The sequence below is a fragment of the Moraxella canis genome, from assembly GCF_034424565.1.
GTDB lineage: Bacteria > Pseudomonadota > Gammaproteobacteria > Pseudomonadales > Moraxellaceae > Moraxella > Moraxella canis.
On sequence record NZ_CP139961.1, the window covers coordinates 937,927 to 960,129 of the forward strand.

The following is a 22,203-nucleotide window of genomic DNA, read 5'->3' on the forward strand; positions in this document are numbered from 1 at the left end:
TGACTGTTATTTTTGATATTTTTGTAAAAACTCGCCCAATACTGCCAAATCGTCGAAATCGTGGCGCACGCCTTGGATTTCTTGATAAGTTTCATGCCCCTTACCTGCGATCACCACGATGTCAGTCTCGCCTGCGGTTTTGACTGCCAATTCGATGGCGCTTTTTCGATCAGGCTCGATGATGATCTTGTAATGATCCTCACATGATAGCCCTTTTTGCATATCTGCTAAGATGGCAGATGGCGATTCAGAACGCGGATTATCGGCGGTCAAAATCACTTGGTCTGCATACGCCAAACCTGCTTGGGTCATCTGCGGACGCTTGCCTCGATCGCGATCACCGCCGCACCCAAAGACCGCAATCAGCCGACCTGTGCAGTGGCGGCGCAGGCTTGATAAGACTTGCTTGAGCGCATCGGGCGTGTGCGCATAATCAACAATAAAAGAGCCTGTCTGAGATGGCGCACGCTGCATACGCCCTCTTGCGCCTTGTAGCTTGGTGATCAAAGTTGGTAAATCGGCGAGCTTTTCAGGATTTAAAGCGGCAAATGCTGCCATACTGGCAAGCAAATTATCCACATTAAACAGCCCAAGCAAAGGGCTCATGACGCTCATCTGACCTTGGGGCGTTTGCACCTCAATCTCAACACCCTCAAGGCTCGGTCGTACCGCCTTGGCATAAAAATCAGCACTCGGCTTTTGTTGGCTATACCCAATCAGCTGAAAATCCACAGCATCATAATCGAATAAAGCAGTCTCATCATCCAAATTCACCACCCCAAATCGCAGCGTCGGGAATAATGATTGATCAAACAGCTTGGCTTTGGCTTCGCGATACGATGCCATATCAGGATGATAATCCAAATGATCTCGGGATAAATTGGTATAGATGGCGCCAATGATTGGCACGCCTTGTAAGCGATACTGATCAAGCCCATGTGAGCTTGCCTCAAGCGCAACCATCTGCACGCCTTCTTGCGCCATTTGATGGATAAAGTGATGCACCAATAACACATCGCCTGTGGTATTAGCGGACTGCACCAACTGCCCCAACCGCCCATTACCTGCTGTCCCCATGACAGCAGAGTCAATCCCGGATGCTTGGCAAAGCTGTGCGATCAGCTGACTGACCGTGGTTTTGCCGTTGGTGCCTGTCACCGCGATGACTTTTGGCAATGCTACCGCATGATGCAGCTGAAGGCGTGCGGCGATCAGGTCACCCAAACAGGTGCGAATATTTGGCACACTGATGACAGGTATTTGAACGCCCTCCAAATCCAGGACACCCAAATCAAGCTCACTGATAACAAATGCGGCGCTGTCTTTGACCGACAACAGATAACGATTGGCGTTGCTTAAGGCTGCTTGAGCATCTTGGCTGCTACTTTTTAAAAGTATAAACCCATCATCTGCACCAATCTTACGACTGTCCAAACAAAATTGGTCAAATTGGTACTCCAAAATCGGCGCAAATAACGACTCAAGCGCCGGCAAACCCAGTGCCGCCGTCACGGTATGGGGAGTAGTAACCGCTTTTTGGATCACTTCACGAAAACTTATTGGCGTCATCACATATCCTCAATCAGCTAAATGGGTCGGTCAAACTAGGGCGCCGAAACCCGTAACGGCTTATCATAAGGCACATTATATAAGCGCAGCGCCTCTTTCATCACTTGGTGGAATACCGGTGCCGACACTTGGCCGGCATAAGACTGGCGGCGCGGATCTTCAACCAAGATCGCCACCGCAAAGCGCGGATCTGACGCAGGCGCCAAGCCCACAAAGATCGTGCGATGCTGATCGGTATAATAGCCACCTTGGGGATTGGTGCGGCGGCTGGTACCCGTTTTGCCCGCGACGCGGTAGCCATTGATGGCAGCAGCCTGACCTGTGCCGCCCGGCCCTGTCACCAGCTCCATCATACGCACGATGGATTCAGCATGACCTGAGCTAATGACCTGGGTGGGCTCAGGCACTTCTTGATCTTTGACAAGTTTTAATGGCTGCATCAGCCCCCGATTGCCAAGCGCTGCATATGCTTGGGTCAGCTGCGCCAATGTGACTTGCTGACCATAGCCATAGCTGAGTGTCGCACGGCGTGACAGCTCGCGCTCTTTTGGAATCCCAACGCGTCCTGATGCCTCAGCAGGGAAATCCAGTGCCGTCTTACTACCAAAGCCAAATTTAAGCTGTGTATTAGCGATGGCGTCAGTCGGTAGATTTAACGCAATTTTTGTTGAGGCGACGTTACTGGATTTTTGGATCAGCTTATCTAGCGTGATGGCGCCATAATTACCACCGTCGCGGATCGTATATCCACCCACCGACACGCTGCCTGGACTGGTATCGATGACAGAATTGGTGGTGTATTTGCCCGATTCAAGCGCGGCTGCCACCGTGAACGGCTTCATCACCGAGCCTGGCTCAAACACATCAAGCACAGGACGGTTTCTTTCGTTAGCACCATCGCGTTCGGACAGATTATTAGAATTAAACGATGGCCATGATCCCATCGCCAGCACTTCGCCTGTCTTGACATCCACCACCATGCCTGAGCTTGAACGCGCCGACTGCAAGCGCCCAACCTGCTCAAGCTCTTTATAAAGCACATATTGTAAGCGCGAGTCAATCGTTAGGCGAATGTTTTCGCCTTCGATGAGCGGTTCGATTTGCTCAATCTCTTGAATTGGCTGCCTGCCAGTACCGCGCAAAATCCGCACCACGCCATCTTTACCTGCCAAGCGCTCATTATATTTGGCCTCGATGCCTGCGCGCCCAATATAGCCGCCTTGAGATTTATCACTTGACTGAGCCATATAGCCCAAAAGCTGTGCGTTCGGCTCGGCTTGTAAATAATAGCGCTGAAAATACTGCTCACGACCGATGGCGAACAGTCCCAAATCCGTGACAGACTTGGCGACTTCGGGTGAGACACGGTTTAACAGCACCAAGCGGCGTGAGCTTGCGCCTTTTGGTAAAGCGTCTTTGACTTTTTGGCTGTTAGACGTATCAAGTGTATGATCGATGCCGACGGCTGCTTCGAGTTTTTCAAGCGGATAATTTGCCGCTGCTGCCAGTCTGACCAAGTCCATTTCTTTGAGCTTTTCAAGCGCTTTTTGTTTGACGGCGTCGCTTTTGGTGGTTTTGATCTCATTGTCTAAGCGATAGTATTCCTCAGCATAGGCATAAGGATCAAAAAAGACCGTATACAGTGGGGCGTTGGCAGCCAAAGGCGCACCCTCGCGATCTGTGATCACGCCGCGATAGGCAGGCTCGGTGCGTTTACCTGTGATCAGCTCATCGCCTTTATCAATAAAAAACTGCGGATTGATGATCTGCAAATAAAATGCGCGCGCAAAAATCGCCACAAAGATGCACAGCATCAGCCCCCAAATGATCAAATATCGCCAAGCATCCTGCTTGCCGCCAGCCAAATTAGCGCCAGATTTTTTGATGCGTTTTTTGGTCAAAATCCCAAAAGTCTTGGCAGAAGTCTTTGGACGGCGTAAAGGAGCTGTCACCGTCGCTGAGCCAGTTTTTGGGTTTTTTCTTTGTTTGGTCATGCTTTACTCGCTATCTTGGCTTGGCTCAGAGTCAGGCTTAGTGCCTGGTGTGATGACGCGGCGGCTTTCATTGGTCGGAAAAAACATCCCAAGCTCACTGACGGCGCGCTGAGCGACTTGCGGCGTGGCACTGAAGGTCTGCTGCTCAATCATCAGCCTTTGCTCTTCAATTTTTAGCTCGTTTAATTCACGACTGCGTTTTTGTAATTCAATGTAGGTTTCATGTCGCTCTTGGGTCTGGGTGACGATACCCAAAGCGGTTGCAAAAATCATCACAACCAAAACCGCCAACACCAAACGCAAAACCCAAGTCATGCTTGAGTTGAGTGTTGTCATCAAAGGAGTGTTGCTCATGAAAATCGCCGCCTGTCAAAATAAAATGTATCAATCTTCGTCTTGTGCTTTGTCTTGTGCCAAAGCGACATCACTACGCTCAGCGCCACGCAGCCAAGCGCTGCGAGCTCTTGGGTTAGCTTTGACTTCCTGATCGCTGGGTCCGACGCGCTTTGGCTTACCAAAATATTTTGGACGCTTGGGGATGATCGGCAGATGTGCGTCTTCTTCATACTGCCCACGGCTGTGGCGCTGCAAAAACTGCTTAATCAAACGATCTTCAAGCGAATGAAAACTGATCACCGCAAGCATGCCGCCTGATTTTAGCACACCGATGCTTTGCGCCAAAAACGCTTCCACATCCCCAAGCTCATTATTAATAAAAATGCGCATCGCTTGAAAACTTTGGGTGGCAGGATGTTTGCCTTTTTGCCATGCAGGGTGCGCCTGTTTGATGACTTCTGCCAATTGTAGCGTGGACGTATAACTTTCCATCGCTTTGATCGCCCGAGCGATTTTTCGTGAATGTCGCTCCTCGCCATATTGATATAACACATCAGCCAGCTCATCTGCCGAGACACGCTGTAGCCACTCAGATACCGGCTCACCTCGCGTGGTATCCATGCGCATATCCACCGCGCCATCCCGCATGAAGCTAAATCCGCGCGCGCCATCGTCCAGCTGCGGGCTTGAGACGCCCAAATCCGCCATCAGACCATCGACCTGATCGATACCGAGCGCCTGCAGATTGTTTGTTAAATTAGCAAAGCTGTCATGCACGACTTTGACGCGCGCATCTTGAGCTGCCAAAGCTTCAGCGGCAGCGATCGCCTGCGGGTCTTTATCAAAGACCACTAAGGTAGCTTCAGGTGCCAAATATTCAAGCAAAAGCCGACTGTGCCCACCGCGCCCAAACGTTGCGTCCACATACACGCCTGAAACTTTTGCAGTCAAATCCTCCAACCGTTTGACGCCAAGCACCATCGCAACCGTTTCATGTAACAAAACTGTCGTATGGCTAAATTCAGCAGAAGTGGAAGGGGTGTTTGACATGGCGCTCACTGTGGTTATTTAGCAAAAATGATGACTGTATCAGAATATTTGCTCATGATATCTGGTCACCGAACAAAATATCATCAGATGGGAACATAACCTTACTATTTTAGCAGTAAATCAAAGGCTTTTGGGAAGTTTGTCAAGGTTTTTTGTGTGCTTTTGTTGCATATCTCGCCGATTTGACGATATTTTTGACAATTCCATGAAGCTTGACACCACCGTCTACCAAAAATTGTGGCGATTTGTTATCATAGCATAAATCATTTATCACCCCCATTGACACCTTTAGAGAAAATTATGACACGACCTGTACGCACCCGAATCGCACCAAGCCCAACTGGCTTTCCTCATGTGGGCACCGCTTATATCGCCTTATTTAATTTAGCCTTTGCCAAATCCATGGGCGGAGAGTTTATCCTACGCATTGAAGATACCGACCAAGCTCGCTCCACCGAACAATCTGAAAAAATGATTTTGGATGCGCTAAAGTGGGTTGGGCTATCTTGGGCAGAAGGTCCAGATGTGGGCGGTCCACACGCGCCCTATCGTCAGTCTGAGCGCTCCGATATTTATAAAAAATATGCCGAAAAGCTTCTAGATGATGGTCATGCGTTTCGCTGCTTTTGTACACCCGAAGAGCTTGACGCCATGCGAGAAGCGCAGATGGCGGCAGGCTTGCCGGTCAAATATGACGGACGCTATGCCAAGTTATCCCGAGAAGAGTCAGATGCATTGGTCGCCCAAGGCAAACCGTATGTGATTCGTATGCGCGTCCCTTCTGAAGGTGTGTGCGTTATCCATGATATGCTGCGCGGTGAAGTCATCATCCCTTGGGAGCAGGTGGACATGCAAGTACTCCTAAAAACGGATGGCTTGCCAACTTATCATCTTGCCAATGTGGTTGATGATCATCTGATGGAGATCACTCATGTGCTGCGCGGCGAAGAGTGGCTGCCTTCGGCGCCCAAGCATCAGCTATTGTATGAATATTTTGGTTGGCAGATGCCGACACTGTGCCACATGCCACTACTGAGAAACCCTGATAAATCTAAGCTGTCCAAGCGCAAAAACCCAACCTCAATCACCTACTACCGCGATGCTGGCGTACTGCCAGAAGCATTGATGAATTATCTGGGTCGCATGGGTTATAGCTTGCCAAATGAGCAAGAAAAATTCACCTTAGATGAGATGATTGAAAGCTTTGACATTCAGCGCGTATCGCTAGGTGGGCCGGTATTTGATATCGAAAAGCTGTATTGGCTAAACGGCGAATATCTGCGCGCTATGAGCGTTGATGATCTCAAGGCAAAGATTTTGACCTGGGCAAGCGATGATGACAAGCTCACCGCCATCGTTCGTGCCATTCAGCCACGCATTAATCTGCTATCCGATGCGGTCAATTGGGCAGGGTTTTATTTCCAAAATCTGCCCGCCATCACAGCCGAAGATTTTGCGCATAAAAGCCTAGATCATGAGCAGCTGTTGGAAATTTTATATTTGGCAACTTGGCAACTAGAAAGCCTGCCTGTTTGGAGCGAAGAGAACATTTATCAAACCCTAAAAGGCTTGGCGGCGCATTTTGACATCAAATTAAAAGACTTTATGCAGCCGTTCTTTGTGGCGATCGCAGGCTCAACTTCAAGCACACCCGTCATGAATTCCATGTACATTATCGGTGCGGATATGACTTTGGCGCGTCTGCGTCATGCGTGTGAGGTGCTCGGCGGACTTGGCAAGAAAAAGCTCAAAAAACTAGAAGAGAAAAATCAATCTTTGCCAGATTTTTTAGCCTAAACGCTTAAGCCTGTGCCGTAGCAATGATTTGACCGATTTTATGTCGCAGCACAGGCGGCGATATTTTTTGAAAATTTTTCAAAAAAAATGCTTGACGGCTAAAATTTATTCTGTATAATACGCTCTCATTAGCACGGGGCTATAGCTCAGTTGGTAGAGCACTTGCATGGCATGCAAGGGGTCAGCGGTTCGACTCCGCTTAGCTCCACCAAATTCTGACGTCAAGAACATCAGAAAGTGTTAATACAAGAATGTAAGCACCTAGGCATTTTCTTACATTCTATTTTGCAAAAGCAAAACCCTTTGCGTCCCATTCGTCTAGAGGCCTAGGACACCGCCCTTTCACGGCGGTAACAGGGGTTCGAATCCCCTATGGGATGCCAATATCTTTCTTGAAAAAGAAGCAAATAGCCAGTCTGATCGCATGACTGGCTTTTTTGTTGATCTATTTTTGCTTTATAATTTTGCTTAAAGCACAGTTTATATTAAACTATGGCAAATTTTCACACACATCTCACCGCTGGGGTTGTTGGCAGCGCCATCATCGCGGCGGCTGGTTTTTATTTTGAATTATATGGCTTGACGACCGCCGTGCTTTGTCTGGCTGTTGGGACATTAGGTAGCCTGCTGCCTGACATTGATCTTGATCACTCAAAGCCTGCCTCTCAAGGCTTTTTGATCGCCTCATTGGTCATCTCAACGCTGATCACCATTTTATATGCCAATCGCTATCACGCCGACAAGCTGTTGATTGATTCTTTGATTTTGTGGGCAGGTGCATTTTTGCTGTTGCGACTTGGGCTGTTTGAGACATTTAGCCGCTTGACGGTGCATCGTGGCATGGTGCATTCGGTGCCTTATATGGCTATCTTTGCGCTCATGGTAGTTTGTGGGGCGTTTTATGGGCTCAAATTAACGGCATTTGTCAGCTGGCTGTTTGGCGCTGTGTTGTTCATTGGCGCGCTGATTCATTTGATCTTAGATGAAATTTATAGCGTCAATATTTATGGCTTAAAGCTCAAAAAATCCGCAGGCACTGCCTTTAAATTTTTTGAAATGAAAAAACCTGTGGGTTATGCGTGCTTGTATATGACCATCTTGGCGCTGATTTATCTGGCGCCGCCATCAACTGACTTTGTGCGAGCGCTGATGCGCGTGGGCAGCACTTGGTGATCGGTGCTCACATTACCTAACTTATGAACCAGATGCTCGTCAGCGCTTAGAGTTTTTGCGCCCTGTACGAAAAACAAAGGCGTCTTGATAAAAACCTGGATCGGCATTATCCCAAAAATGCGGCACACCTAAGATGGGTAAAGGGTGCAGCTGCCTTGGGGTCACACCTGCCACCAAAAAGTCATTGAGTTGTTCACAAAGCATCTCGTCAATATGCTTTAACTGCTCAAGCTGCGACAGCCCAAAAAACGCCTGAGGCACATGTAAGATGAGCGTGTGAGCGCATAAAGATTTATAAGGCGATATCAGTTGTTCAAGCAGCGCATGCCCAAAGATGAACACTTTGGCATGCGTATCTTTCGATGCCAGATGATCCCAATATTGGCGCGTTTTGACCAAGCAGTTTTGCCAATCAAATGCCGCCAAAGCACTACCAATCTGCGCGCCGATGGCATCTTGGCTCACCGCCACGATGGCACCATTTTCATCAAAAACGGTGATGGTATCGCGCACACGGCTACGACCATTGCCACTGTTTTGATCGTCATCATAGGCGATGTGCTTGGCATTGAGTAGCGCCTTTGACTTGGCAAATACCGACCATACACACGCCCCAAACCAGTCATGCAGATTATCACGCGTGGGGATTTTGGCGGTCTGATGGATATATGCTTCGTATGCCGTGCCGTGTGGCAGATCGTCTTGAGCGGTGAATTGAAGCGGCGTATTTGTGCCATGCAAATATGGCACAATGCCGTTTGAAGAAAAATACTCGTTGAGCCATGCCGACAGATGACCGCCTTGATAACTCGTGGCAAATGCTGCATGGATCTTGCGATAAGGCGCAAGATGGGGCGCTGTTTGGTTGATGTGTTGAAAACTTTGCCAAAAACCCAAATCAGCTTGAGCAATGTCTTGAGCGTCTTTCACACGCTGGCTCCCACACTGCGCGCGAGCGCCACACCTTCTTCAATGCTTAGATAAGTTTTTTTGCTTGGGGTATCTTTGAAAACCACTTCACCATCTTGAAAAACCAGACACTCATCCACCGCCATCTGCTGCCATTTTTCATTATCAGTCAAAGGAATGGTCACCAAGATCGTCACTTTGTCCTTATCGGTGGTCACATCGCTAAAATTCACCGTCATCTCACCATCTGACAGCTTAGCTTCGCCAAATGGCGCTTTGCGTGTCAAATAAAATAGCAAGCTGCCTGCATACGCCAATTGCCAATTGCCATTAGAAATCAGGCAGTTAAACAGCCCATTTGCCGCCAAATATCGGCACTGCGCCGTCAAAAACGCAAACAACATCTCATCAGTTGGACGGGTTTTAAAAGTTGCCTTAAGGCGATTGAGCAGATAACAAAAAGCAAGCTCGCTGTCTGTGGTGCCGACAGGCGCATAGTGCTCTGCATTGCCATTATTCATAAGCCTTTGGGTGCGGCGAATAAAGCTGTCGGTCATCTGTCCATTATGCGCAAATGCCCACTGCTCGCCCCAAACTTCGCGCACAAACGGATGAATATTAGCAAGCCCATGACCGCCTGTGGTCGCCTTACGGATATGAGCAATCACATTCATCGCTCGAATCGGATACTGATTCACCAAATCTGCCACAGGTGACAGATGGCTTGGCTTATCATCATGAAACTGACGAAGTCCAATATCGCCTGACGCCGTCCGCTCAAAAAACGCAATCCCAAAGCCATCTTCGTGATGGTCGGTCAGTCCGCTGCGCTTTCTAAATCCTGCAAAGCTAAAGCCAATGTCGGTGGGCGTATTACAGTTCATTCCAAGCAGTTGACACATGAGAATCTCTTCATAAATCGATGATAAAATAAGTCGGCATTATAGCACAAGCCACAAAATCACAGGCAAGCTTAGCATCGCAAGCAGCGTCTGCATACTGATGATGTTCGCCATGAGCAAGTGATTACCGCCCAAAGCTTGGGTCAGTGAATACGCCGTCGGTGCGGTGGGCAGCGCAAAAAACAGGGTGATAATTTGCCGATCAATCCCATCAAGCCCCACCAAAGTACAAAGCCCATACGCAAGCAGCGGCACACCCATCAAGCGAATCAGGCTATTTGCCACAATGACGCTAAATTCACCTGCATTTAATCTAAACTGAAGCGCCGCCCCAATGCACAAAAGCCCCAAAGGCAAGCTTGCCGATGCCAATTGACGCAAAAACTGCTCAATCCCCACCGCCAAATTGAGCGGCGAGACATTAAAAGCCATCGCCAATATACAAGCGACGATCAATGGATTTTTGAGCAAATTCATGATAAGCACACGCATATCAAAGCCTTGTTTGAGCGTGAGCGAAATCACCGAGATGACATTAATCAGCGGAATAAACAGCGCAATGATGAGCGAAAATAGCACCATCCCAAGCTCATCAAACAGTGATGCCACCAGCGCCAAACCCACATAAGTATTAAAACGAATGGCACTTTGAATATAGACGCCAATATGATCGCTGTGAATTTTAAACACCACATAAGCAATAAAAATAGCAGCGCTCACCCCAAGCAGCACCGAGAGCACCACTGTGATTGCTAACGAAAATTGAGCCAAATCCATCTGCGCAGTTGCAAGATTTAAAAACAGCAGCGCAGGAAAGAGCACATAATAATTCAGCTTATCCAGCTGCTGCCAAGTTTTTAGGCTCAAAAACTTGCGCGCATTCATCAGATAGCCTGTTGCAATGCACAAGCTGAGTGGTATCAGACTGTTAATAATGGGTGCAAACATTTTTTAGTTATCCATCACCACTGCCGCCATCCTTGCCTACTTATCATCAAGCCACCCTGCCCCAGTGATACGCCGCCAAGCGCTTCATCAGATCAGGATTTTTGACCATGATGTCATCGCCTGTGCGCCCTTGCTCTCGGTTATAGTGAATGACATTGAGACGCAAAAGCCAAAAGATCGTCGCACTATAAGCCAACATGACAGGCAAGGCGTCTTTTTCTGCTGAGGTCAAAGCACGCACGCTTTGATAGCCTTCGATAAAGGCGGTCATTTTTTGGGTATCAAAATTCACGCTCTCGCCATCATTAGCGGTGCCCCATGTGGTACAAAAATCATTGATCGTGATGGCGATGTCCATCAAATAATACTCGGTGGAGACTTCGGTAAAGTCCAAAAGCCCTGTCAATTTGGCAGCATCCCCTGAAAAATCCCACAGCGTATTATCAGCAAATAAATCCAAATGGCATAAGCCTTTGGGCAACGCTTGGGGCAGATTTGCGTGCGCTTCCCAAATGTCATGCATGAGCTTGGCTTCATCGGTCGGCATAAATGCCGTCTCGCGCGCCTTGACACGCGCCCAGTCATACAGCGGCACGCCGTAGTCTTCGCTCGGCTGTAAGCTTGTCAAGGTGTCGTGCAAAGTGGCTAAAGCCTTGCCCATCTCATGACACATGGCGGCATCTGTCAGCGCAGGATGGCTGCCTGACAGCTTTGGGACGATTAAGATGGCTTTATTTTCATAGCGCATTACACAGTCTTCGCCGATGTGATTGCCCTTGGCGGTCATCTTGATGAGCGGCGCTGCGATGGGCAATCTGTCCTTGAGTGTGTGCATGATGGTCGCCATCTTGATGATATCATCAGGGACGCGCTCTTCGTACAGGGTGAACACATAGCTAAACTCATCGCCTTCATCACTGTCGGTTTGGATGAACCAATTTGAGTTTTTGATGCCTTGAACAATCGGAATGGCGCGGCGAAACTTGACCCCAAACAGACCACAAAAAGCAAAAAATTCATCATCGGATAAGTGAGTATAGACAGACATGAGCAATCCTAACGCAAAATAAAAACTGTATTGTAATGGATTTTAAGGCAGTTGCGATAAAATTTTTCTCAATTTATTAAAGAATGATGACGGCATTTTTCGATCTTTGGCAAGCTTGGTGCGCCCAAATCATGTACAAAATTTGGCAAAACTTGCTATAATGCTTGGCATCTTGCTTAGCTTACAGTAAAGGATACTCATGTTAGCCAAACGCCTCATCCCCTGCCTAGATGTCGAAAATGGTCGCGTCGTCAAAGGCGTGAATTTTGTGGACATCAAAGACGCAGGCGACCCTGTTGAAGTCTCCAAGCGCTACAATGACCAAGGCGCCGATGAGATTACTTTTTTGGACATCACAGCGACCTCAGATGGCAGAGACACCACCTATGATATGGTCGAAAAAATCGCTCGCTCAATTTTTATTCCGCTGACGGTCGGCGGTGGGGTGCGTAAGATCGAAGACATCCGCAATCTACTCAATGCAGGCGCCGATAAGGTTGGGATCAATTCTGCCGCCATCACCAATCCTGACTTGGTCAATGATGCCGCCGCACGGTTTGGCAGTCAGTGCATCGTGGTGTCGATCGACGCCAAACGCGTTACCAAAGCTGATGGCAGTATTGGTTTTGAGATTTTTACGCACGGCGGACGCAAAGCCACAGGCATCGACGCCATCGAGTGGGCGGTGCAGATGACCGAGCGCGGTGCAGGCGAGCTGTTGGTGACAAGCATGGACGGCGATGGCACGCGCCAAGGCTATGATTTGTTATTGACACGCACCATCAGTGATTTGGTCAATATCCCTGTCATCGCCTCAGGCGGCGTGGGTAATTTACAGCACTTAGCCGACGGCGTCCTAAAAGGCAAAGCCGATGCAGTGCTCGCAGCGAGCATTTTTCACTTTGGCGATTATACCATTCAACAAGCCAAAGCATATATGGCAGCCCAAGGCATTCCCATCCGTCCGATTTGAGCTGACTGCGTGGTGATCGCGAAGTATTTTATAAACTGGGCAAATTTTTGGGTAAATTGTGGTAAAATAGGCGGAATAACAAGCAAAATACACCGTTTATTTAAGGGCATCTTATGACAACTTATACCGCACAAAAAGCCGCCATCACCCATATCGAAGGCGCGCTAGACAGTAATAAAAAAGTACGCATCGGCATCGCTGTTGGTCGCTTTAATGGCTTTTTGGTTGAAAGCTTGGTTGAAGGCGCGCTAGACGCTTTGGTGCGCCATGGCGTCGCCGGCGAGAACATTGATGTGGTGCGTGTGCCTGGCGCCTTTGAGCTGCCATTGGTCGCCAAGCGTCTGGCACTGTCTGAAAAATATGACGCCATCGTAGTGCTCGGTGCCATCATCCGCGGTGCGACGCCGCATTTTGACATCGTCGCCAGTGAGTCTGCTAAAGGCTTAAGTCATGTGGCGCTACATCACAATATCCCTGTGATTAATGGCATCTTAACCACCGAAAACATCGAGCAAACCATTGAGCGCGCCGGCACAAAAGCAGGCAATAAAGGCTATGAAGCGGCGATGACTGCGCTTGAGATGGTCTCTGTGCTAAAAGCACTATGATCTCAAACGCCATGACTGATTGAGCGTTTATGGCATTCACCATTTAGCTGACCACTGAAGCACACTTATGCGGTGTGCTTTTGGATTTTTCCAATACTATTTAACAATCAATTCATCTTGGACTTTGGCAAGTTTTATTTTATGATATGACTATCTTTGCCAAAGCACTCTAAAGCTAGGAACATTATGACTGATCATGACATTCTTCTTGCCGAACAAGGCTACAAAACCTCTCACACTGCTGTGCGTAAGGCACGCAGATTTGTCCTTCAAGGTCTGTATGAGTGGCTCACGACAGACTATCGCCTAAACAAAATCGATCGTGCGCTTGCCGGCGGTAATGAGCCGCACGCCATCGTCGCACGCACTCGCGCTGACAATGCCATGCACACGGTGCATTTGGGCTATTATCATGAAATGATGCGCCGCATTCCTGAGCTTGTGGATGAATTGATTGCTGATATCTCAAGCCATCTTGACCGTGGTTTTGGATCGCTGGACACTGTCGAACAAGCGATCTTATTGATCGGCGCTTATGAGCTTAAATACAGCCTACACATTCCTTATAAAGTCGTCCTTGATGAAGCGATGCAGCTAAACACGCATTTTGGCGCAACCGATGCCCATAAGCTGATTAATGCGGTGTTGGATAAATACGCCAAACAAGCGCGCAGCTTAGAAGTCAATGCCACCAAAGCCAAAGGCTCAGTGCCTACAGACGATCAATAGCTCAAAATGTCTGAATTTTCCTTAATCTATCGTCATTTTGGCAGCGCTACACCGTCCCACGCCAATACCATCTTAGGCATTGGTGATGATTGTGCCATCAGCCAACTCCCCGAAGGTAGTGAATTGGTCAGCTGTTTGGATACTTTGGTGGCAGGCAGGCATTTTCCGCACACGACCTCGCCCCACGCCATTGGCTATAAATCGGTAGCGGTCAATTTATCCGATCTTGCAGCAATGGGGGCAACGCCTTATGCGATTTTGATGGGCGTCTCTTTGCCAGATCATCTTGCCAATGATGCATTTTGTCACGATTTTGCTCAAGGCATCAAAGCAGCGTGTCAGCCATTTGGGGTGGAGCTGATTGGCGGTGACACCACTGGCAGTGATGTTCTGGCGGTGACGGTGACGGCGCTTGGATTTATCCCCCAAGGTCAGGCGATCAAAAGACAAGGGGCAAAATCCGGCGATCTCATCTGCGTGAGCGGTAAGATCGGCTTGGCAAGTTTTGCTTTGTCAGACATTTTAAAAGGTAATGATACGCCGTTGCGATCAGCGCTTGACTATCCGACACCGCAGGTGCTTCTTGGGCAGGCGCTGCGTGGCTATGCCTCGGCGATGATAGATATCTCAGATGGGCTTGGGCAAGATCTTGGGCACATTCTGAGTGCCAGCGGCGTGGGTGCAAGGCTGGATTTGGATAAAATTCCCACTGATGCGCTCTTACATGAGTTGCCCAATCAGTCAAAATGGCAGCATATATTAAATGGTGGCGATGATTATCAGCTGTGCTTTACCTTATCGCCTGATCGTTTTATGGCATTTCAAAGAGATTTTCCTGACTTGGCGATTTATCCGATTGGTAAGATTATTGACGCTCAAGGTCTAACCTTGATGCACCATCATGAGCCGGTCGAAATCCCCATCAAAGGTTGGCAGCATTTTTAGCCATTAATTAGCAGTCAATCACTCATATCAACTCATTAAATAACCACACTCATGACACAGCAAAAGCCCAATATCCATCAAGCCAATCCCTGCCCGCCCTGCCCGCCAAGCGCAAACAGCCAAGAAAAATTGATCTACTGGCTTGGCATTGGGCTTGGTTCTGGACTGCCGCAGCGTGCGCCTGGCACATGGGGCACTGTTGGTGGTTTAGTGGTCGCCCTGCTACTGCTGGCAGTTGGGGCTTGGGCGCTGGTACTGACTACCGCATTGGGCCTGCTGCTTGGGCATTATATTTGTGAGACAACTTCTAAGCTGATGAATGTGCATGACGACCCGCACATTGTGTGGGATGAGTGGGTGGGCATGTGGCTGACGCTTTTGCCGACTTTGTTTGTGCTGCATCACATGGACTTATTAAAGGGTTTATATGGTGATACCTCACTGATGGCTTGGCTGTTTGGGCTTGGGTTTGTATTGTTTCGCCTGTTCGATGTCATCAAGCCTTTTCCGATTTCTTGGGCAGATAAGCAAGTGTCTGGCGGCTTTGGTATCATGCTGGATGATATTTTGGCAGGCGTGATGGCAGGGATCATCACGGTGATTGTGATTTATAGCTTTATTTTATAAACCGACACCCAAGCAATTTGTGGGTGTCGGTTTGGAATCTTTGAAAGTTGAGCACTTAGGCTTGAGCATCTGCAAATAAGCGATCCACCGCTTGATCATCAAATCGATACGTCCTACCACAAAAACCGCAGTCCAGTGTCAGCGCTCCGCCATGTGCCGTCACCGCCTGCTTGGCTTCGTCATAGCCCAGCTGCAAGATGGCGCCTTCGCTTTTTTCGCTTGAGCAAGTACACGAAAAATGCAGCGGCGCAAGACTTGGCAACACCACTTCTTCTTCATGATATAACCGATACAAAATTTCGTTGGCATCCAAATCGGTGATCTCATCCGCCTTTAGCGTATCGGTGAGCGCCGTTAAGCGATCCCATAAATCAGGGTCAGCCTCTTTGTCAGCATCGCTTTGGGGCAGCAGCTGCACCAAAACACCGCCTGCGGTCGTATCATTAGTGGCAAGCTTAATAATGGTTGGGATTTGGGCAGACTGCTTTTGGTAATGCGCCAAACACTCCCCCAAATTGTCACTGACTCGCTCAACAATGCCTTGATACGCCTCTCCTTTTTCAGGATGGATGCTGATGAACAGCACGCCTTTGCCAAGCTCACCGAAGGCTTCATCACTGGTTGTTAGGCGCTGCCACACTGCATCATGATCACCTGTGGCATCAAAGCCAGCTAAGCCTCGCACAGCGCCAGTGTGATCACACTCCGCCATCGCCCAACTAAGGCGAGCGTTCGGATCAGAGCTTTGTAGCTGAATGGATAATTTGCCGTCTATCTTTAGCGTGCTGATCAATAAGCTTGCCGAAACAAGCATCTCGCCAAGCAGCGCTTTGATGGCAGTAGGATACTCTTTTTGGGCGATGACCGTCTGATAAGCGTCGGTGAGCTTCACCACATCGCCACGCACCACCGAGTCATCAATAAAAAACCGTTGGCGGTAGTCGTGCAAAGTTTGGGCTGTCATATTATGTCCGTTTTTGGTGTATTTAGGCTAATATGGGGATCAATTGATCATTTGCAATTGCCACATCACCCAAACCTTGATTCAAAATATCCGCCAGTTTGTTTATCAAAAAACAACATCTTGACCCTATCTGATGTGCTATAATTTATCGGATTGATGACAATTTTCATCTACTGTTTTGCTTAACGATTTGGGGCATGGCAGTGTCATTGATTGCTAATTTTTTAATTTGATACTAAGGAACAGCTTATGTGCGGTATCGTTGGTGCCATTCGTACGCATCACAATGTGGTAGATTTTTTGACAGACGGGCTAAAACGCCTAGAGTATCGCGGCTATGACTCATCAGGCATCGCTGTGCAGACCGATGAAGGCATTCGCCGCGTACGCCGTGTGGGGCGGGTGGCGCTCATGGAAGAAGCCGCCAAGAAAAAAGAAATTTATGGTCTGACTGGCATCGGTCACACGCGCTGGGCGACACATGGCGGTGTGACCAAGCCCAATGCGCATCCGCATATCTCTGCAGGGCTGATCTCAGTGGTGCATAATGGCATCATCGAAAATTTTGAGGCAGAGCGTAGTCGCCTTGAGGGTTTAGGCTATGAGTTTGAATCCCAAACCGATACCGAAGTGATCGCTCATAGTATCCATCAAGAATACACCACCAATGGCGGCGATCTGTATCGAGCGGTGCAAACAGCATGCACACGCTTTCATGGCGCTTATGCCATTGCCGTGATCGCCAATGATGCGCCAGATCAGATGGTGATTGCACGCATGGGCTGTCCGTTATTAGTGGCATTCGGTGATGATGAAGTATTCATTGCATCTGATGTCTCAGCAGTCATTGCCTTTACACGCCGCGTAACGTATCTAGAAGATGGTGACATCGCCCTACTCCAAGCCGATGGCATCCAAAAGCTGCTTGACAAAGACGGCAATGAAGCCGACCGCGTCATCAAGACTTCAGAGATGTCTTTGGCGTCGCTTGAGCTTGGTCCATACAGCCACTTCATGCAAAAAGAAATCAACGAGCAGCCACGCGCAGTTTCTGATACCGCTGAGATTTTCTTAGAAGGCGGATTCATTGCCGATAACTTCGGTGAAGACGCGCCTGAAATTTTTGCCAAAATCCAAAGCATCAAAATTTTGGCATGCGGCACATCATATTATGCTGCATTGACCAGCAAATATTGGCTTGAGAGCATCGCCAAGATTCGCTGTGATGTCGAGATCGCAAGTGAGTACCGCTACCGTGATGTGATCGCAGATCCCAATGAGCTGATTATCACCATCAGTCAGTCAGGCGAGACGCTGGATACCATGGAAGCACTTAAATACGCCATGGCGCAAGGTCATCGCTACAGCTTATCGATCTGCAATGTGATGGAATCTGCCCTGCCGCGCGCAAGCACGCTTGCCATCTTCACTCGTGCCGGTGCTGAGATCGGTGTGGCATCGACCAAGGCATTTACCACGCAGTTGGTGGTGTTATTTGGTCTTGCGGTAACCTTGGGCATCATGCGCGGTCATGTCGATGAATCACAAGCGCAAAACTACGCCGAGGATTTGCGTCTACTGCCAGGCAGTATCCAGCATGCGCTTAATCTAGAGCCGCAGCTTGCGTCATGGGCACAAAGCTTTGCCAATAAACCCAGTGCGCTGTTTTTGGGTCGTGGCATCCATTATCCGATCGCTCTCGAAGGGGCACTCAAATTAAAAGAGCTGACTTATATCCACGCTGAAGCTTATCCTGCTGGGGAGCTTAAGCACGGACCGCTGGCTTTGGTCGATGAAAATATGCCCGTGGTCGTGATCTCGCCTAATGATGGAATGCTTGATAAAGTCAAAGCCAACATGCAGGAAGTAAGCGCGCGCGGCGGCGAGCTGTTTGTATTGTCAGATTTGGACAGCGATTACACCGCAAGCGAAGGCATCCATGTGATTCGCACACCACGTCACATCGGCATTTTATCGCCGATTGTGCATACGATCGCTGTGCAGCTACTGTCTTATCATGTGGCGCTTGTGCGCGGCACTGATGTTGACAAGCCAAGAAACCTTGCCAAATCCGTGACAGTTGAATAATCAAACCAGCTCAAGCGTCGATTGAGTATGATACCTAATTACTCGCCTACACTTGAGCTTTGGTGCTAAATCATCTTATTTTTAATCAAGCTTCCTTGCTAAAGAGATCACCTTTAGCAAGGTTGGCTTTTTTATATAACTAACAAAATTTTTAATATATCATTGATATTTTCAATCATCAAAAGACGACAAATTCAACTTTTAAATATACTTTATCAAGATGATCTAGATCAATCATCCCAAATCTTCCAAGCCGCAGTGATCAGCCATTTGACAATAGAACCCTTACCAAGATAAAGAATATTTTATTTTTACTACATTTTTGATACAATGGCGAAATATTATCATTTTAAAAATTATTTGTATTATGACTCACACCACGCCCCCACCACTTAATCGCCATCATTCTTATCAGCAAGCACCTGACGTGCATGATTTTTATTTTCATGGTACGGGCATGGGGTATTTTAAAATTTGGATTGTCAATTTGGTGCTGACCATCATCACGCTTGGGTTTTATTCCCCTTGGGCAAAAGTACGCAGGCTTCGTTATTTTTATGGTCATACACAGATTGATGGGCAAGTATTTGATTTTACTGCAAATCCCAAGCGTATCTTGGTTGGGCGTCTCATCGCCCTTGGCATTTATTTGGTGATTGCTGTGTTTGGGCAGTTTTCGCCTGAAATCGCAGCGATGGGCTCTTTGATTATCTTTATGGTGATACCCTGGATTGTGCGTTCTACCATGCGATTTCGGGCAAGAAACAGCCAGTACAACAATGTTCGCTTTGCCTTTGAAGGCTCGCTAGGCTCGGCGTATCTGATTTTAATTGCTAGCGTCATACTCATTCCCATCAGTGGCGGTCTGCTTGCACCTTTGGTATGGTGGCTGTTTAAACGCTATCAATTTGACAACACCTATTTTGGGCAATTAAATTTTGGGTTTCATGCCAGCATTTGGGATTTTTATAAAGCGACGCTGCTGCCGATATTGTTGCTACTTGTCATTGCCATCGTGGGTGGGGTGTTTTTTGCGGGGGCAGGCACAGTCGGTCAAGACAACGATGTGGTCATGGGCTCTGCTTTTTTAGTGATGATTGGGGTGTTCTATCTTTGTATGCTGCTGATAGTGCCACTCATGCAAGGCTATATCCATCAGGCGATTTGGCGTCATCTGACCTTGGGGGATAACGAATTTGAGCTGATAGATTTTAGCCCTTTAAAATTTGCACTCATCCAACTGACCAACTACATCGCCATCATATTTAGCCTTGGGCTGCTTCACCCTTGGGCAGCGGTACGCATTCACCGTTATAAAACCCACACGCTTCGCTTGATTGCTTATGACGACTTTACACAGATGACCACGCCTAGCCCAGACAATGTCTCACCGCTTGGAGAAGAAATTGGCGATGTGTTTGATTTTGACATTTCATGGTAATCACAATGATGGCAACACCGACAAAAGTTCGCTATTTTGATGGCAAAATCAGCACCGCTCACACAGCTGACATCATGCCCCTGTCTTATCAAGGCAAGACAGACGGCTTCATCATAAGCTACGGCGGTCATGAGCTGCGTTATTTTAGCGACGATGGCGAATACCTGCCTGCGGTAGGCGGTTCGCCCCATGCGTTGATGATGAAAGATGGGTCTAGAATAGAATTCATCCATGGTGTGCCTGAATGGCTGACGCTTGAAAAGCAGTCTTTGTTTGCCAAAATCGCTCACATGGAGAGCCAATGGGTGTGGATTGGCACAAGCGTGGTCATCATGTGTGTGTTGGTATTTGGCATGTTTAAATTTGCCATTCCCCTAGCGGCACACCACATCGCTCAAAGACTGCCTGCAGATATCATGATGGCGGTGGGCGACCAAGCCGAAAGCTATGTGATGGACATGACCACGCCCAGCACCTTACCCAAATCTCGCCAAGATGACATTGTCGCTTTGTATGATAAGCTAGATGGCAACCCAAAAGCCAAAATCATCGTGCGAGGCGGTGGCGATGTCGGTGCAAATGCCCTTGCCATACCCAACAACACCATCATCATCACCGATGAGCTCATTCACCTGACGGACGATGACAACCAAATTCTAGCCGTACTGGCTCATGAACAAGGGCATTTGGTGCATCGCCACAGCCTAGAACAAGCCATCAACAGCCTCGGGATAAGTGTGCTCATCGTAGTCATCACAGGCGATACGTCTGACATGCTGCTGACCTTGCCTGCCCTACTGACTGTCGTCGACTATTCACAAAAAGCAGAACTGCAAGCCGACAGATTCGCCATTAATGAACTAAAACGCCTGAATGTCTCTGCGATACATCTTGCTGATTTTTTTGAAAAAATGAAACAAGAGCAAGGCGATGGGCAAGGACACTGGTCATTATTGTCCACCCACCCCAAAACAGACAAACGAATTGAGCAAGTTTATCAATACCAATAAACCATCCATATGGCGGCTTATTGGTTAGGAGTTGCGATACCCCTCAGGATTGCTTGACTGCCATCGCCAGGTATCCACGCACATACGCTCAATGTCCAGCTCAGCCGCCCAATTAAGCACAGCTTTGGCTTTATCGGCACTGGCATAACACATCGCAATGTCCCCAGCTCGTCTTGGGGCAATCACATAAGGCACCTGTTGACCGGTGGTGCTGACAAAGGCGCGAACCAACTCCAGCACACTGGTGCCATGCCCTGTGCCCAAATTGATCGGCTCAAAGCCAAAAGCCGACGCTTGCTTGGCGATATATTCTAGTGCCTTGACATGACCTTTTGCCAAATCCACCACATGAATATAATCGCGCACCCCCGTGCCGTCTGGCGTGTCATAGTCATCGCCAAAGACCGACAATGTTTCAAGCTTACCCACCGCCACTTGTGAGATATAAGGCATCAAATTATTCGGAATGTCGCTTGGGTCTTCGCCAATCATGCCTGACACATCCGCCCCAATGGGGTTAAAATAACGCAAACTGACAATGTTCCATGACGGCACATTTTCTGACTTTGCCAAGTCTTCTAAAACATACTCCACCATAAGCTTGGACTGCCCATAAGGGTTGGTGCAAGAGCGTCTGGCAGTCTCCACAATCGGCAACATCTCAGGCGTGCCATACACGGTGGCGGACGATGAAAAGATGAAGTTTTTGACCCCAAATGCCGTCATCACTTCCAAAAGATTGAGCGTGCCTGCCACGTTATTTTGGTAGTATTTTAAAGGCTTTGCCACGCTTTCGCCCACCGCCTTCAAGCCAGCAAAATGTATCACCCCAAAAAACTCATGCTCAGAAAAGACTCGGCTTAGGTGGTCTTTGTCCAGCACATCACCCTGAATAAAGGCGATAGCTTGACCGACAATCTGCTCCACCCGCTCAATCGCCACAGGGCTTGAATTGGATAAATTGTCATACACCACCGGCTCAAAGCCTGATTTAACCAGTTCAATCAGCGTGTGCGAGCCGATATAACCCGCCCCGCCGGTGACTAATATTTTTTTAACTGTGTGATTTTGCATAGTATCCCCCCTCTGTGA

General features: G+C 48.3%; 20 protein-coding genes and 2 tRNA genes. 12 read left to right on the plus strand and 10 right to left on the minus strand.

The window, feature by feature from the left end; all coding sequences use genetic code 11:
* Nucleotides 1-6 precede the first annotated feature (6 nt).
* Genes U0021_RS04235 through rsmH form a run of 4 tightly spaced genes read right to left on the minus strand, consistent with a single transcriptional unit; the run spans nt 7 to nt 4,949 of the window.
* On the minus strand, nt 7-1,569 hold the full coding sequence (locus U0021_RS04235) for a UDP-N-acetylmuramoyl-L-alanyl-D-glutamate--2,6-diaminopimelate ligase (protein WP_114800663.1): 1,563 nt from the start codon (nt 1,567-1,569) through the stop codon (nt 7-9).
* Between the two features lie 35 nt (nt 1,570-1,604).
* A complete protein-coding gene (locus U0021_RS04240; RefSeq protein ID WP_114800664.1) occupies nt 1,605-3,563 on the minus strand; it encodes a peptidoglycan D,D-transpeptidase FtsI family protein in 1,959 nt (652 codons plus the stop codon).
* A 3-nt stretch (nt 3,564-3,566) separates the two neighbouring features.
* Nucleotides 3,567-3,917 (minus strand): cell division protein FtsL, encoded by a 351-nt coding sequence (gene ftsL, locus U0021_RS04245; protein ID WP_114800665.1) that lies wholly within the window; start codon nt 3,915-3,917, stop codon nt 3,567-3,569.
* A 30-nt stretch (nt 3,918-3,947) separates the two neighbouring features.
* On the minus strand, nt 3,948-4,949 hold the full coding sequence (rsmH, locus tag U0021_RS04250; RefSeq protein ID WP_114800666.1) for a 16S rRNA (cytosine(1402)-N(4))-methyltransferase RsmH: 1,002 nt from the start codon (nt 4,947-4,949) through the stop codon (nt 3,948-3,950).
* Nucleotides 4,950-5,249: 300 nt separating this feature from the next.
* On the opposite strand from rsmH, the gene gltX reads away from it, so the two are divergent.
* The 4 genes from gltX to U0021_RS04270 all read left to right on the plus strand — a co-directional run bounded on the left by gltX (nt 5,250) and on the right by U0021_RS04270 (nt 7,919).
* Nucleotides 5,250-6,746 carry a glutamate--tRNA ligase gene (gene gltX / locus U0021_RS04255; protein ID WP_114800667.1) on the plus strand — a complete coding sequence of 499 codons (1,497 nt, stop codon included), beginning with the start codon at nt 5,250-5,252 and terminating at the stop codon, nt 6,744-6,746.
* A 135-nt stretch (nt 6,747-6,881) separates the two neighbouring features.
* Nucleotides 6,882-6,957 (plus strand) — tRNA-Ala (locus U0021_RS04260).
* A 96-nt stretch (nt 6,958-7,053) separates the two neighbouring features.
* Nucleotides 7,054-7,129: transfer RNA gene (locus tag U0021_RS04265), tRNA-Glu, on the plus strand.
* 109 nt (nt 7,130-7,238) lie between these two features.
* Entirely contained in the window at nt 7,239-7,919 is a 681-nt protein-coding gene (locus U0021_RS04270) for a metal-dependent hydrolase (protein ID WP_078256018.1), read from the plus strand.
* 39 nt (nt 7,920-7,958) lie between these two features.
* On the opposite strand, the gene U0021_RS04275 is transcribed toward U0021_RS04270, so the two are convergent.
* From U0021_RS04275 to U0021_RS04290, 4 genes are read right to left on the minus strand one after another with little or no spacing between them, the layout of a single operon-like run.
* Nucleotides 7,959-8,849 carry a DUF3025 domain-containing protein gene (locus U0021_RS04275; RefSeq protein ID WP_114800740.1) on the minus strand — a complete coding sequence of 297 codons (891 nt, stop codon included), beginning with the start codon at nt 8,847-8,849 and terminating at the stop codon, nt 7,959-7,961.
* Nucleotides 8,846-9,730: a class II glutamine amidotransferase gene (locus U0021_RS04280; RefSeq protein ID WP_114800739.1), complete on the minus strand. Its 885-nt coding sequence runs from the start codon at nt 9,728-9,730 to the stop codon at nt 8,846-8,848. Before U0021_RS04280 ends, U0021_RS04275 begins: the two co-directional genes overlap by 4 nt.
* Nucleotides 9,731-9,769: 39 nt before the next feature.
* Nucleotides 9,770-10,678: an AEC family transporter gene (locus U0021_RS04285; protein ID WP_114800738.1), complete on the minus strand. Its 909-nt coding sequence runs from the start codon at nt 10,676-10,678 to the stop codon at nt 9,770-9,772.
* 46 nt (nt 10,679-10,724) lie between these two features.
* Entirely contained in the window at nt 10,725-11,726 is a 1,002-nt protein-coding gene (locus tag U0021_RS04290; RefSeq protein ID WP_114800737.1) for a homoserine kinase, read from the minus strand.
* A gap of 199 nt (nt 11,727-11,925) precedes the next feature.
* On the opposite strand from U0021_RS04290, the gene hisF reads away from it, so the two are divergent.
* The 5 genes from hisF (at nt 11,926) to U0021_RS04315 (ending at nt 15,608) form a co-directional block, all read left to right on the plus strand.
* Nucleotides 11,926-12,699 (plus strand): imidazole glycerol phosphate synthase subunit HisF, encoded by a 774-nt coding sequence (hisF, locus tag U0021_RS04295; protein ID WP_064611063.1) that lies wholly within the window; start codon nt 11,926-11,928, stop codon nt 12,697-12,699.
* 113 nt (nt 12,700-12,812) lie between these two features.
* Nucleotides 12,813-13,307 (plus strand): 6,7-dimethyl-8-ribityllumazine synthase, encoded by a 495-nt coding sequence (gene ribH, locus U0021_RS04300; protein WP_049235667.1) that lies wholly within the window; start codon nt 12,813-12,815, stop codon nt 13,305-13,307.
* Nucleotides 13,308-13,493: 186 nt separating this feature from the next.
* Nucleotides 13,494-14,036, plus strand: coding sequence for a transcription antitermination factor NusB (gene nusB / locus U0021_RS04305; RefSeq protein WP_114800736.1), 543 nt, complete (start codon nt 13,494-13,496; stop codon nt 14,034-14,036).
* A gap of 6 nt (nt 14,037-14,042) precedes the next feature.
* Entirely contained in the window at nt 14,043-14,981 is a 939-nt protein-coding gene (gene thiL, locus U0021_RS04310; RefSeq protein WP_114800735.1) for a thiamine-phosphate kinase, read from the plus strand.
* Nucleotides 14,982-15,032: 51 nt separating this feature from the next.
* On the plus strand, nt 15,033-15,608 hold the full coding sequence (locus tag U0021_RS04315; RefSeq protein ID WP_114800734.1) for a phosphatidylglycerophosphatase A family protein: 576 nt from the start codon (nt 15,033-15,035) through the stop codon (nt 15,606-15,608).
* Nucleotides 15,609-15,663: 55 nt separating this feature from the next.
* Here U0021_RS04315 and hslO read toward each other — a convergent pair whose 3' ends face one another.
* A complete protein-coding gene (hslO, locus tag U0021_RS04320) occupies nt 15,664-16,572 on the minus strand; it encodes an Hsp33 family molecular chaperone HslO (protein WP_114800733.1) in 909 nt (302 codons plus the stop codon).
* A gap of 249 nt (nt 16,573-16,821) precedes the next feature.
* Between hslO and glmS the strand changes: the two genes are divergently transcribed.
* From glmS to U0021_RS04335, 3 genes are all read left to right on the plus strand, one after another.
* The gene (glmS, locus tag U0021_RS04325) at nt 16,822-18,660 is read left to right on the plus strand and encodes a glutamine--fructose-6-phosphate transaminase (isomerizing) (RefSeq protein ID WP_114800732.1); all 1,839 of its coding nucleotides are present in this window, start codon (nt 16,822-16,824) and stop codon (nt 18,658-18,660) included.
* Nucleotides 18,661-19,027: 367 nt separating this feature from the next.
* Nucleotides 19,028-20,101, plus strand: coding sequence for a YjgN family protein (locus U0021_RS04330; protein WP_327037555.1), 1,074 nt, complete (start codon nt 19,028-19,030; stop codon nt 20,099-20,101).
* A gap of 8 nt (nt 20,102-20,109) precedes the next feature.
* A complete protein-coding gene (locus U0021_RS04335; protein ID WP_162816815.1) occupies nt 20,110-21,111 on the plus strand; it encodes a M48 family metallopeptidase in 1,002 nt (333 codons plus the stop codon).
* 24 nt (nt 21,112-21,135) lie between these two features.
* Here U0021_RS04335 and galE read toward each other — a convergent pair whose 3' ends face one another.
* Nucleotides 21,136-22,185, minus strand: a complete 1,050-nt coding sequence (gene galE / locus U0021_RS04340) for a UDP-glucose 4-epimerase GalE (RefSeq protein WP_114800729.1) — start codon at nt 22,183-22,185, stop codon at nt 21,136-21,138.
* Between the last annotated feature and the right edge of the window lie 18 nt (nt 22,186-22,203).